Origin of the sequence: Marixanthomonas spongiae, assembly GCF_003095375.1 — a bacterium.
Taxonomy (GTDB): Bacteria; Bacteroidota; Bacteroidia; order Flavobacteriales; family Flavobacteriaceae; genus Marixanthomonas; species Marixanthomonas spongiae.
On record NZ_QEHR01000001.1, the window covers coordinates 155,621 to 169,112 of the forward strand.

A 13,492-nucleotide genomic window follows, 5' to 3' on the forward strand; every position below is an offset into this window, starting at 1 on the left:
CATGAAGATTAAAGCTGCAGAATTTGTAATGAGCAATAGCGACGTCGCAAAATGCCCTACAGCGCGGTTGCCCGAATATGCTTTTATTGGCCGATCTAACGTGGGTAAGTCTTCGTTGATCAATATGCTGATGCAACGCAAGAATCTTGCAAAAACATCGGGCCGTCCCGGCAAAACACAGCTTATCAATCATTTTTTGATCAACAAAAACTGGCATTTGGTCGATTTGCCCGGCTATGGCTATGCCAAGGTTTCCAAAAAAAGCAAAAAAACGTTCCAGAAGTTTATTACCGAATACTTTAAAAACAGGGAGCAATTAGTTTCAGCTTTTGTATTGGTAGATTGCCGTCACGAACCCCAAACCATAGATCTTGAGTTTATGGAATGGCTGGGCGAAAACCAACTGCCCTTTGCCATTATTTTTACAAAAGCCGATAAATTAAAGCCCAAAGCCTTGGAGCGAAACCTAAAAGCTTATCAAGAAAAAATGCTTGAATCTTGGGTGGAAATGCCACAGTATTTTGTAACCTCATCGACCCATGCCACTGGACGGGACGAAGTTTTGAATTATATTGAGCAGGTTAATGCGGCGTTAGACCTTTCTTGATTGTTTTAACCAGACTTTCAACAGTTTCTATCTTATTTAATTTTTCCGAAGAAAGAAAAATTTTTAATTCACCACCGTTTTCTAAAAGGATAATTGGGAAGGTATATTTAGGCAACCATTTTGATTTGAATTCCTTTATAAACTCATCTTTATGGTAAAAATCCATTGCCACATTTTCCTGCTTCCGAAATCGTTTCCAAGTTTTCTTTTCTGAAAAAAAACCGTAAGTCAACTCGCAAAGACTGCAATTATAGGTTGAAGGGCTTACAATTTTGTGCACGCTATCTAAATAAGCATTTCGTTTACCTGAATCTGCATTATACACAAAAATGAGCCGCATTATTCTTTTTTAAGCTCTAACTTTTCAGCAAAATAATCGCAAAAGTCGCGCATGGTGGCACTCATCTTTTTATCGTTTGTTGCACGCTCGAAGGTATCGGCCATGGCGCTCAAGGTTTGATGGAAGAAAATTTTCATATCGTCCAGCGGCATATCTTTGGTCCAAAGATCGATACGCAACGACTCCCGTTTTTCACTGTCCCAAACATTTAAAAAAATGGCTTTTGCTTCTTCGTTGGTCATACCGCCGTCTGGTGCAGACCATTGTAATTTCTCGGGGACTTTATTTTCGTCAAGATCGATGTGTATGTTGATTTCTGAAGTACGTTTCGTCATTACTTTTTAGGTTTATATTTTGAATTGTTAAAGATTGTTTCCGGTTGTTCCCGAAGCATTTTTTTAAGGCTCACCGAATTGTTTTCCATATAGCTTTGTACAATTTGCCAGCCCAGGTATCGCCCCAACATTCCTGGGGATTCGTTATCGATTTCCAAATAAAATTTTGAAAACGGCGCTTTGTTTATAAAACGGGCTGGTAGTTTGGGGTTGGTGCTGTACAGCAGTTCTTTTTCCACAAAATACCGCCACATGTATTCTTCATTATCCTGCGCCCACAACATTTCGGCTTCGCTATAGCCTATTATTTCGGAATCGGGGGTTTTGGGCAGCCAAAGGTCTTTTAAATACAGCTCTTTTCCGAAGAAAATCATTTGCGCCAAAAGCGTGCGTTTTTGTGGTCTTGCAATGAGCTGCCGGGCGTAAACCGAAGCTACATCGGGCGCCAATTGAGATGGTTTTAAATCGTTGGCTATGTATTTTTGAATACCTTCGTAAAAACGGTGATCACTCCCTAAATAGGCATCCAAGGCTACAACCAACATCGTATCTGTGGCTATTACTTTGTTATTGTAATCTACATCTGAAGTTACCGTATAGACCGTTGGCACCTTGAAGTCTGGAAAATAATATTTTATGTGTTGAAACAATGGAGTAAGCTCGTCTTCAATTTCAGCATTATCTGGAAATTTTTTGGACACTTCGGTCTCCAATTGATGTTGGAGGGTGTCTTGTACCTTGTTCACCCAAACGCTATCGGCAAATTGTTTCGGGAAAAACAAGGGATATTCTTTTTTAAGCTTCGGGATATCTTGTATTGTTGCAGCGGCAAAAGCTTTGTCAAAACGAACCACTTCCACATCTACTGGAATGGCTTCGATTTCTTTCTCCTTTTGGGTTTTTGAATCGCATGCCATAAAAAGCACGGCTGCACATAACAATAGGTAGTATTTCATATACATCTATAGTTTGGCGATGGTTTAACGCCATCGGTTTTTTTTACTTTTAACTTTAGCTTATTTTTGTGTGCAAAGGTAGGCTTTATAGTTCAAAATATCGCTTTTTGGCATTAGCCTATAAAAAACTACCACAACACCAGCGCATGAGAACCGAAAAAGTAGCAGACCACATAGTACAATGGCTAAAAGAATATTGCACCAACGCCAATATGGATGGTTTTACCATAGGCATTAGTGGTGGTATTGACTCTGCGGTCACCTCTGCCCTATGTGCCAAAACAGGCCTTAGAACCCTTTGCTTGGAAATGCCCATACACCAAGCTCAAAGCCAAGTAAACAGAGCAAAAGAACATATCTCTTTTTTGAAGGGCAACTACACCAATGTAAGTGATGTAACGGTTGATCTCACTTCTGTTTTTGAACAGTTTAAAAATGAAGTACCCCAGAGCCATGAAGATCCTAATTTAAATTTGGCACTTGCCAACACGCGAGCCCGGTTGCGTATGACCACTTTGTATTATTTTGCTGGGCTACACCGCTACCTTGTTGCCGGAACCGGAAATAAAGTAGAGGATTTTGGAGTAGGTTTTTTTACCAAATACGGCGATGGCGGGGTAGATTTAAGCCCGTTGGCCGATTTGTTAAAAAGCGAGGTCTATGAACTGGGACACTACCTTAAGGTTCCCACCTCCATTTTAGAAGCGCCACCTACCGATGGGCTTTTTGGCGATAACCGTACCGATGAAGACCAAATAGGCGCCAGTTATGACGAGCTGGAATGGGCGATGGCCATGGAAAACAAAGGCAAGAAACCTAGCGATTTTGAGGGCAGAAAACAAACGGTCTTCAACATTTACTTACAGCTAAATAAAGCCAACCAACACAAAATGAAGCCCATTCCTGTGTGCATTACCCCAAATTCCTACAAGATTTTATAAAATTCAACGAGTATTCTGTACGTTGAACGAATAATCTGCAACGCTGGCAATCTTTTTTTTAGTTTTGATTTGTAGTATTAGTATTACAGACCTCACACTTTTTGCTCCTTTACAAAATTATAATAGGGAACATTAATAAAAGACTAATGAAAAAAATTGTCATTGCAGATCACCATCCAATAACCCGTAAAGGGATTTCTTGTATGTTGAAAAAGAAAAAAAGCGAGTTTTCCATTATTGCAAAAGCCAACAATGGGGAGGAGCTGTACAAGAGCTTAGAAGACCACAACCCGGACATCTTGATCATGGAGATAGACATGCCGCAAATAAATGGCATTAATGCTTTGCGCAGCATTAAAGAGTCATTTCCGCAAACACGGGTATTGATTTTCTCTACACATCCAGAAGAAATCTACGCACTTAGGGCCATTAAGTCTGGAGCCGCAGGGTATGTGCCCAAAACGGCATCTACAAAAGTGTTTGTGGAAGCATTGACCAAGATCGCCAAGGGCGGCATTTTTCTTAACGAAGAGCTCACCTCTACTTTTACCAGCCGCAATGTGGGCGAAAGCAGCGCCATAAGCCGGTACAAAAAACTTTCATCTCGGGAAATTGAAGTGCTCAACTTGCTGTCAAGAGGAAAACGCAACAAAGACATCGCCAACGCGCTTAACATTAACGAAAAAACCGTAAGCACCTATAAAACAAGGTTACTCAAAAAGCTCAAAGTAGATAACCTGGCCGATTTGATCCATCAATCGCGTATGTTTCAGTTTGGATAAGGTTTTATACAACCCTTCGCAGTTTTTCCGAAAGAAGTTTTTTTAAAGTAATATAGTCCACAACATCCTGAAGATTTACTTGTTCATCATCAGGCCCTTGCTGTTTAATGGTTTCCGAAAGCTCTTTTATTTTCTGGTTTATCAATTCGCGCCGAAGGTTTAATATGGTTTCGCTCACTATTTGCGAAACTGAATGCTTTTTTTCCTTCACATAAATTTCCTTGCGTTCCCAATTGTGCAGGCTGTATTTTTCTTCTTCCATTAAAATATCGGTCACGGCATGCGCTTTTTCGGGTTCCAAAACCTTCACAAAATCATCCACCTTTAAATCTTCTTCACGCATAAAACGGTCGGTTATAGCGGTGTAAAGTTCTTTAAAGGCATCGTTGGTAAACTCAATTTCATCTTCTTGAAGGTCTAAATATATTTTCCGAAACACCGTCTTGGTTTGAGTTTCTGGCTTAAAGTCAATTTCTCCTTTTTCGTCAGTTTCTAAAATCAATTCCTCAAAATCTTCTTCCTTTGGGCCGTACAGCAACAACAATTCAATTATTTTGCGTTCCAGCTCATACTGCGCATCAACTTTTTCGACCGGTTTTTTTTCTGAAGCGACCACCTCCATGGTTTTTTTCTCACTTCTTTTCTTCCGTGAAGCATCCCGTTGCTCTTTTTGAAGCAACTGTGCGAGGGTGTTGAAAAGCACCGCTTCGGAAATATCCATAATCCGGGCACATTCTTTAATATACACCTCTTGCTTGATCACATCGGGTATTTTTGAAATACTCACGACCATATCGCGAATGGTATCGGCTTTTTTAATGGGGTCGTCTTTTGCTTCTGAAGCCAGCAATGACGCCTTAAATGAAATAAAATCTTGAGATTTTTCCTCTAAATAGGACTTTAATTCTTCCAATGAATTTTTCCGCGAAAAACTGTCTGGGTCTTCACCTTCAGGGAACGTACATATTTTTACGTTCATTCCCTGCTCCAATATTAAATCCACGCCTCGAAGCGAAGCCCGCAATCCTGCCGCATCCCCGTCAAAAAGCACGGTGATGTTCTGCGTCAATCGGTTTACCAACCTAATTTGTTCTGGTGTCAATGCCGTTCCGGAGGAGGAAACCACATTTTCGATCCCTGTTTGGTGAAACTGGATGACATCGGTATAGCCTTCAACCAAATAACAGTTGTCCTCTTTAGCAATGCTTTGTTTGGCATGGTAAATCCCGTACAGCACCTTGCTTTTGTGGTAAATATCGCTCTCTGGAGAGTTAAGGTATTTTGCCGCTTTTTTGTCGTTGGTCAAGATACGGCCACCAAAACCCAAGGTACGGCCGCTCATACTGCGAATAGGGAACATGACCCGGCCTTTAAAACGATCGAACATTTTGGTTGCTGTGCCTGTTGAAGTATCGTCTTTAACGATTGTTAACCCGGTTTTTTCAAGATAATCGAGTTTGTATCTTTTTTTTATGGCGTGGTTGGTAAAGGCGTCCCAGCTATCGGGGGAGAACCCCAAATCGAATTTTTTAATGGTTTGTTCGGTAAAGCCGCGTTCTTTAAAGTAACTCAGGCCAATGGCTTTTCCTTCTTCGGTTTTAAACAGTACGTGCTTAAAATACTCTTTGGCAAACTCGCTAACGAGGTACAAACTTTCGCGTTCGTTGGCTTGTTTTTTTTGCTCGTCCGTCTGTTGGGTTTCTTCAATTTCGATCCCGTATTTTTTGGCGAGGTATTTTATGGCTTCGGGATAGGTAAAATGTTCATGCTCCATTAAAAAAGCGACCACGTTGCCGCCTTTTCCGCTACTGAAATCTTTCCAAATCTGTTTTACCGGAGACACCATAAAACTGGGCGTGCGCTCATCGGTAAACGGGCTGAGCCCCTTGAAATTGCTGCCCGATTTTTTTAATTGCACAAAATCGCCTATTACCTCCTCTACCCGAGCGGTATCAAACACATTGTCTATGGTGGTTTTTGAGATCAAACTTCAGGAAGTTTATAAAAACAAATATAATAAATTGGTAATCGCTTTTAGGATTTAGTTTCAGAAAACGAAAAAGCCTCTTTTCAGAAAAAAGAAGCTTTTAAAAACATGGCTATTCAAGGTATTAATCTACGTCAAAACGAAGGCCTAAAGAAATATTTCTTTGATCGATTGGATTGTCCTTAAAAATAGTGTTCAGGTCGTATTTCACATATACAGCTGCCCATTTCCATCCTAAATATCCACTAAGGCCATAAATAAAGTTGTTCGTGTTATAACTTGCTTTCAACTTTTCTTTTACATCTTCACCGTCTTCTGAATATTTCAGCTTTTGACGCGAACCAAGATTAAACCCTGCGTAACCACCAAGACCGACTTTGATTTTATTGTAGGTATTGTATCTAAAATAACCGTCTTTTTCTATTTTTTCTGAAGGTCCAAATTCAAAATGCACCGGAAACACCAAGTTGTCCATCCTGAATTTTGACTTATCCAAATCCAATGGGAATTCCTGAAGTTCGGTTTGGTCGCCAGTGTCCACATAGTATCTGTTATCGGTAGGTTTCAATCCATTAAACTGAAAAGAAAAACCGTACTTTACCCGAAACCAATTGGTGTTTTTAAATACCCGTGTTCGCCAAGCCCAGCCAATTTCAGCAAAACGGCTACCACCAATTTTAAAGTCTGAATCGTTCAGGGACTCCCCTTCTGTCATCACATTATTTAAACCAAAAGCAAAGACAAAAGCACTTGTTGTTCTACGGTCATACTTTCTTTTCTTGGCGGTCCCCCTTTCCCGTACTTTTATGCCAAAAACACGATCGTTGTCTTGATCGAGACTACCCACACCTATTGATATTGACGAACCTTCCGCCTCTTCCATTTTTCCATTGCGCTCCAGCAGCGCAATTTTATTATCGATAATGGCCAAGCGGTTTTCAATGTTCAATGCGCGTTTTTCGGCGGCCTGCTCTTTTAAACCTTTGGCTTCGGCTATGGATATTTCGTCTTGTTCCAATCGCTGGTTGATGTTCTCCACTTCGTTTGTAAGTGCTTCTTTTTCTTCAGCTATAATTTGTTCTTGAGCAGCTTTTAAAATTGCAATAGCATTGGCTGCATCGTTTTCTTGTGCTTGGGCTGAAACAATAGTCAGCACCCATACCGTAACAACGGTACAATACATAAAAATTTTCATAATGTGCTTGGTTTAGTGCCTTTTGGCTTTCCCTTAGTTATAAAGAGAATTGCCATTGGCGTGATTGATGAATGAATGGTTCTTATTTAGGGATTTTAAAGCCTCTTGCCTTCGCAAGAGAGCTAATCGTTACGTTTCACAACGGCGGTCCGTATTTTATTGAAGCCCTCGCCGAGCGCATCGAACACTTTTTCCCTGAAACTTCGCTCCAGTTCTAATTCCACATCCAAAAGAAGGGCTGAAGCATCTACTTTTTGGGTATGGGGATTGAGCAATTGTCTTGTTTTAATGTCCCGCTGGGCTTTAGCTAAAAGCACATCGACTTCTCTGGCGGTGACCGTGTTGTTTTTGGTTTGCATTTCTTTTACTTGAGCCACTACTTCGTTAATTTTTTTCTCAATAAAAAGGTCGTTGGTTGTACCTTCTGTTTTGTGCTTCGGAATAGATTGTGCTTCACCATTGGTTTCAGTTTTAGCGACTGCTTTTTGTTTTTCAAAAGAAGTTTCAGCAGATTGGTTTAATTTTGTTTTTTTTGCTGCAAGCCGTTCTTCAACAATTTGCAAATTCTCTGTTTTGTCTGTTGTGGTATTCTCTTCAACAGCAACGTCCTCTAAACTGGCTTTCTGCGGAATTAATGCCGGTTGTTTTTTATAGTCCCTTAGCTCTATATTGGTTGGGGTTTCAACAAGATTTTCGATTTCTGAAACCTCTTTACTTTTAGTGAACAACAAGGCCCCGATCACCAAAATACTCACCAAACTGGCAGCGATTGCATACCACATAAAATTGCCGTTCTTTTTTTCAGGTTTTCCCAAACGGGCATCTAATTTTCTCCAAGCGTCACTGGACGGCTGTATTTCCCGTTCCTGTAACTTTTCGCGAATGGTTTCTTCAAATTTATTGGGCTCCATAATTCACGTCATTTTTATTGTTAATGGTTTTTTGAAGCATGTTGCGGGCTTTGGACAATTGCGATTTTGATGTGCCTTCGCTAATTTGCAACAATTCGGCTATTTCACTGTGTTTATAGCCTTCAACCGCATAGAGCACGAAAACCGTTTTGTACCCGTCGGGCAAACTGTCTATCATTTTTTGAATTTCTTCAACTTCAAACGTGGTATCGATAGACGTTGCGTACTCCAGTGAATTTTCAATGACCGTTTCATCTTTAAAAAAGAGTTTCTTTTGCCTTCTCAATTCACTGATGGATTCGTTCACCATAATGCGGCGGATCCAACCCTCAAAGCTACCTTGACCGGTAAACGATTCCAGTTTTGAAAATACGTTGTAAAACCCGTTGAGCATGGCTTCCTCAGCCACATCGTCATTTTTAAGGTATTGCCTGCAAACACTTAACATTTTGGGCGCGAACATTTGGTATAGCTCGTGTTGTGCGCGACGATTTCCCTTCTTTGCTTTTTTTATAAGCGCCGTATAGTTTTTATGTAATGGAATTAATTTCACGGTTTGCTTCGCATGGCGTTCTATTTATATAGACGCAATTTTAGTAAAAAGGGTTGCCTGCAGTAAGAAAATTTTCAGTATTCAGTATTCAGTATTCAGTATTCAGTATTCAGTATTCAGTATTCAGTATTCAGTATTCAGTATTCAGTATTCAGTATTCAGTATTCAGTATTCAGTATTCAGTATTCAGTATTCAGTATTCAGATAGTAAAGATGTAGAAATTTATTAATGTACAAATTTCAATGGCTGGATTCTTATCAACAAAAATACTTCAAAGAAGATACAATAAGGAAGCGCTAGGTTGCCGTGCAGGATATCAATAGCGGCAATTTTAGACCAGCCCAACTGAAAAGCAAGAAGAGATACAAATAATACACGTATATTGACTCTTAAAACATAATTACACAATGAGAACAGTATTGCATCGCGTTAAAAAAGCATCCGTAACGGTAGAAGGAAAAATTGTTTCAAAAATCGATCACGGTTTTTTGGTTTTATTGGGCATTGAAGATGATGATACCCGGGAAGACATTGATTGGCTGTGCCGAAAAATAACAAGGCTACGAATTTTTTCGGATGAAAACAATGCTATGAACCTTTCCGTCAAGGATGTTGATGGAGATATATTAGTGGTAAGTCAATTTACTTTGCATGCGAGTACCAAAAAAGGAAACCGTCCATCGTTTATTAAAGCCGCTAAGCCAGAAGTGGCAGTTCCTCTTTATGAAAAATTTACCCAACAACTTGAAAAAGAACTTGGCAAAGTAGTGCTAACCGGTGTGTTTGGGGCTATGATGGATGTTGCTTTAATCAATGATGGCCCCGTAACCATTACCGTTGATACAAAAAATAAAGAATAATTTCACATTTTTTTAACAATTATGTATATTGCGGGCTATGAGAACATTCTTTGCCCTAAGTCTTCTTATTGTTGTTTCTTTTACTGCTTTTGCTCAAGAAACACAATTTTCCATTGCTGCATTGCCAAAAGGATTGTCCAAAAATGCCAACAGCGTTTTATTGGATGAAAAAATAGAAATTGATATTACCCAAAACGACCGCAGAATCTTTAAAAATTACAGGGCCGTTATGGTTCTCAACAAGAAAGGCAACAGCAAGGTAGATGCTTATGCCCACTATGACGACGATGCCAAGGTAAAGGATATCGAAGCTTGGGTGTACGATGCCATGGGCAACGAATTGGAACATTTTAAAAAACGTGATTTTAAAGACATAAGCGCCTCTGACGGTATTTCCATTTACAACGACGACAGGGTGTTGTACTTAGATTATACCCCAACCACATACCCCTACACGTTGGTCTTTGAGTCGGTTACACAAAGTAATACCACGGCGCATATTCCCAGTTGGTTTCCGTTGGGAGGATACGCTACGGCAACAAAAAACAGTGAGTTTACGGTAAAATTCCATCCTACCAACAAACCGAGAATATTGAAAAAAAACCTTGAAGGTTTTGATATTTCGGTTTCTGAAACCCCAGAAGCTTTTATTTGCAGCGCCAAAAACTTAAAAGCCGTGCAATATGAAGAATACAGTCCTTCCTACCGTGCCATTTTACCACATGTTAAATTTGCACTCAATAATTTCTACTTAAAAGGAGTGCCCGGCCACGGAAAAGATTGGAAGGAGTTTGGCGCTTGGATGGACCGAACCCTTTTAAGCGACGTGAGCGACCTCTCCCCGGCCACAATAGCACGGGCCAAACAATTGGTGGCAGGCGAAACAACCCATATAGGAAAGGCCAAAAAAATTTATGAATACCTTCAAAACAAAGTCCGCTACATCAGTGTACAAATAGGGATTGGCGGCTGGAAGCCTATGTTGGCTGAAGACGTTGACAAGTTGAGCTATGGCGATTGCAAGGCCTTGACCAACTACACCAAGGCTTTATTGGATGTCGTAGGCGTGCCATCATATTACACAGTGTTATATGCTGGAGACGAAGAAGTTGACTTAGAACCCAATTTTGCAGGAATACAAGGCAACCACGTTATTTTAGGGGTGCCCGATGGCGAGGATATCATTTGGTTGGAATGTACCAGCCAAGACACACCATTTGGATATGGCGGAAACTTTAGCGATGACCGCGACGTATTGATTGTTACGCCAGAAGGCGGCAAGATTGTCCATACAAAAGCCTATACCTTTAAGGAAAATGTTGAACAGCGTTCGGCAACTATCAAAATCACGCCTTCCGGTGCCGTGCAAGCAGATTTCAAAGGCACCTACACCGGCTTGGCCTACGACGATAAATACCGGCTTAGCAACCTCGATGCGGACGATCTTGAAAAACAGTATAAAAATAGATGGGCGCACATCAATGGGTTTACCATAACAAAAAAAGCATTGGACAACAACCGGGACAACATTCAGTTTACCGAAACACTTTCTCTTGACATGCCCAGTTACTGTTCATCAATTGGCAACGATTTGCTGTTTGGGCTAAACGTGTTCTCGCAAACGGTAACCGTTCCGCCACGATTTTCCAATAGGAAGCAAAAATTAAAAATCGCCGAAGGTTTTACCGAAAGGGACAGCCTGACCATAAATATCCATGAGGCCTTGAGCATTGACAGCCTTCCTGAAGCTGTGAGCATCGAAAATAAATTTGGCAGCTATAGCTTTTCGGTGACTGAAATTTCAGAAAACACCATACAATACAAACGCACCTTTATTCTTAAAAAAGGGGTGTTCCCGGCTACAGACTATAAAAAGTACCGAGCCTTTTTACGAACGGTCTCTAAATTGGACCAATCAAAAATTTTACTGAAACAGAACACTTAACCATTTAGTTATGAAAATTGTATTTACCCTTTTAATCACACTGGGTTATTTCCAGTATGGCTTTTCCCAAGATTTTAGGTTTGGGAAAGTTTCAAAAGAAGAACTGCTGGAAAAAGAGCACCCAAACGATTCTACTGCAGATGCCGCTGTTTTGTACCGCGAGATGAACACCAATTTCGACTATTCACAAAACGACGGGTTCTATTTAACCACAGATGTGTTTGAACGTATTAAAATATACAACAAAGAAGGTTTTGACTGGGCCAACAAAAAAGTGAAGTTGTATCAAGGCAGTGGAAATTCAAACGAAGAAATATCCCGCTTAAAAGGCTATACCTATTTTTTAAAAAGCGGTAAAATAGAAGATGAAAAATTGCGCAGTGACGGGATTTTTGAAGAAGAAGCCACCGAATTCCTCGAAACGGTAAAATTTACCATGCCGGCCGTTTCCGAAGGATGTGTGATCGAATACAAATACACCATCACTTCCCCGTTTATAACCAATATAGACGAATACCGGTTTCAAGAGCAGATTCCTGTAAACAAAGTAGCGTTGCGTTTTACCGCCCCTGAATATTTTAATTATAAAATGCACCAAAAAGGCTGGGTGCCATTTCGCATAAATGAAAGCGGGAAAACCCGAACTATGCATTACAATACTAAGACAGAAGTAATTTCAGGTTTTGGGGCAGTAAGACAGAATACCAAAACCCAACGAGCAGAAGTCAAGTTCATGGAAAACACCTATTCGGTCTCCATGGAGCACGTACCAGCCCTAAAGCAGGAAGCTTTTACCAACAATATTGATAATTATTCATCCTCATTGAAGTTTGAATTATCCTACACCAAATTCCCAGGCTCAACTTTGGAAATGTACACCACCACCTGGGAAGACGTTTCAAAATCGATTTACGACTCAGATGCTTTTGGCGATCAGTTAAAGCGTAACAACTATTTTGACGATGATATAGACCAATTGTTGAGTGGGGTAAGCAATCCCAAAGAAAAAATCCTTAAAATATATGAATTTGCAAAAGCCAAGATGAACTGGAACTCGTTTGTAGGCCTTTATACACAAGAAGGAACCAAAAGTGCTTACAAAAAAGGATCCGGCAATGCAGCCGACATCAATCTACTTTTGGTTGCGATGTTGCGCTATGCAGACATCAATGCCAACCCCGTCCTGGTAAGTACAAAATCTAATGGTATCCCTATGTTCCCCACTCGTAATGGCTTCAATTATGTAATCGCCGCTGTTGAAGACGGCAACAACACACTACTATTGGATGCTACCATTAAAGAAGGCGAACCCAACATCCTGCAACCAGAGCTCTTAAACTGGCAAGGCATGATTGTACGCGAAGACCGAACCTCGTCTTGGGTTTCGCTTTATCCTAACCGCCACGCACAGCAAAGCACCATGATGAACCTGACCGTCAATAAAGACGATTATTCCATTACGGGTGCAGCACAAAACCGATTTACCGGCCATTACGCCCTATTGCAGCGCAAAGCATACAGAAACGCTAACGAAGAAGAAATTCGTAAAAAGCTGGAGGAAAACAGCGGAGAGACTGAAATTTCAAATATCGAATTTACAAACCTCGACAAATTATACCAACCCGTAGCTTTAAAATACGATTTTGAAAACTTTGATGCGGTTGAAGAAATAGGTGGCAAACTGTACTTCTCGCCCTTGTTGTTTTTGGCAGTGGACGAAAACCCTTTTAAAGTGGAAGAACGCAACTACCCTATAGATTTTAACTACCCTATGAAAGACCGGTATATCGTAACCGTTGATATACCAGAAGGCTATACCGTGGAATCGGTACCCGAAAGTGCCGCTTTTGCATTAGGTGAAAACTCTGGTGTGTTTAAATACGTTATCAATAAAATTAGTGGCAAATTGCAAATATCGGTAGAGTTTGCTTTAAACGATGCTGTAATGCCCGCACGGGAATATGCCAACATCAAAAAATTCTTTAAAATGATGATCGATAAAGAACAGGAGAAAGTGGTGCTTGTTAAGGCATAAACGGATGTTCTTGCAATTGATAGACCAGCATTTATATGTAGGTT

General features: G+C 40.4%; 13 protein-coding genes. 6 read left to right on the forward strand and 7 right to left on the reverse strand.

The genetic code is table 11. From position 1 onward, the window contains the following. Position 1: 1 nt before the first annotated feature. Entirely contained in the window at positions 2-607 is a 606-nt protein-coding gene (gene yihA / locus DDV96_RS00750; RefSeq protein WP_116693178.1) for a ribosome biogenesis GTP-binding protein YihA/YsxC, read from the forward strand. Here yihA and DDV96_RS00755 read toward each other — a convergent pair. From DDV96_RS00755 to gldB, 3 genes are read right to left on the reverse strand one after another with little or no spacing between them, the layout of a single operon-like run. After that, a complete protein-coding gene (locus tag DDV96_RS00755; protein ID WP_116692830.1) occupies positions 582-947 on the reverse strand; it encodes a GTPase in 366 nt (121 codons plus the stop codon). The genes yihA and DDV96_RS00755 overlap by 26 nt on opposite strands. After that, positions 947-1,282, reverse strand: a complete 336-nt coding sequence (gldC, locus tag DDV96_RS00760; RefSeq protein WP_116692831.1) for a gliding motility protein GldC — start codon at positions 1,280-1,282, stop codon at positions 947-949. Before gldC ends, DDV96_RS00755 begins: the two co-directional genes overlap by 1 nt. Next, positions 1,282-2,238 carry a gliding motility lipoprotein GldB gene (gene gldB / locus DDV96_RS00765; protein ID WP_116693179.1) on the reverse strand — a complete coding sequence of 319 codons (957 nt, stop codon included), beginning with the start codon at positions 2,236-2,238 and terminating at the stop codon, positions 1,282-1,284. The genes gldC and gldB overlap by 1 nt, the downstream gene beginning before the upstream one ends. Before the next feature lie 146 nt (positions 2,239-2,384). Here gldB and nadE point away from each other — a divergent pair, with 146 nt between their 5' ends. Further along, positions 2,385-3,179, forward strand: coding sequence for an NAD(+) synthase (nadE, locus tag DDV96_RS00770; RefSeq protein WP_116692832.1), 795 nt, complete (start codon positions 2,385-2,387; stop codon positions 3,177-3,179). 146 nt (positions 3,180-3,325) lie between these two features. Then, positions 3,326-3,961, forward strand: coding sequence for a response regulator (locus DDV96_RS00775; RefSeq protein ID WP_116692833.1), 636 nt, complete (start codon positions 3,326-3,328; stop codon positions 3,959-3,961). 4 nt (positions 3,962-3,965) lie between these two features. Here DDV96_RS00775 and dnaG read toward each other — a convergent pair whose 3' ends face one another. The 4 genes from dnaG to DDV96_RS00795 all read right to left on the reverse strand — a co-directional run bounded on the left by dnaG (position 3,966) and on the right by DDV96_RS00795 (position 8,607). Then, on the reverse strand, positions 3,966-5,948 hold the full coding sequence (gene dnaG / locus DDV96_RS00780; protein WP_116692834.1) for a DNA primase: 1,983 nt from the start codon (positions 5,946-5,948) through the stop codon (positions 3,966-3,968). 124 nt (positions 5,949-6,072) lie between these two features. Next, complete coding sequence (locus DDV96_RS00785; protein ID WP_240607648.1) at positions 6,073-7,143, reverse strand: nucleotide exchange factor GrpE; 1,071 nt, start codon at positions 7,141-7,143, stop codon at positions 6,073-6,075. A gap of 122 nt (positions 7,144-7,265) precedes the next feature. Continuing rightward, positions 7,266-8,054: a hypothetical protein gene (locus DDV96_RS00790; protein WP_116692835.1), complete on the reverse strand. Its 789-nt coding sequence runs from the start codon at positions 8,052-8,054 to the stop codon at positions 7,266-7,268. Further along, positions 8,041-8,607: an RNA polymerase sigma factor gene (locus DDV96_RS00795; RefSeq protein ID WP_116692836.1), complete on the reverse strand. Its 567-nt coding sequence runs from the start codon at positions 8,605-8,607 to the stop codon at positions 8,041-8,043. The genes DDV96_RS00790 and DDV96_RS00795 overlap by 14 nt, the downstream gene beginning before the upstream one ends. 408 nt (positions 8,608-9,015) lie before the next feature. On the opposite strand from DDV96_RS00795, the gene dtd reads away from it, so the two are divergent. The 3 genes from dtd to DDV96_RS00815 are packed head-to-tail and all read left to right on the forward strand — an operon-like array spanning position 9,016 to position 13,448. Next, positions 9,016-9,468 carry a D-aminoacyl-tRNA deacylase gene (gene dtd / locus DDV96_RS00805; protein WP_116692837.1) on the forward strand — a complete coding sequence of 151 codons (453 nt, stop codon included), beginning with the start codon at positions 9,016-9,018 and terminating at the stop codon, positions 9,466-9,468. Positions 9,469-9,505: 37 nt separating this feature from the next. Beyond that, entirely contained in the window at positions 9,506-11,413 is a 1,908-nt protein-coding gene (locus tag DDV96_RS00810; RefSeq protein ID WP_116692838.1) for a DUF3857 domain-containing protein, read from the forward strand. A gap of 10 nt (positions 11,414-11,423) precedes the next feature. Further along, the gene (locus tag DDV96_RS00815) at positions 11,424-13,448 is read left to right on the forward strand and encodes a transglutaminase domain-containing protein (protein WP_116692839.1); all 2,025 of its coding nucleotides are present in this window, start codon (positions 11,424-11,426) and stop codon (positions 13,446-13,448) included. Positions 13,449-13,492: the final 44 nt, after the last annotated feature.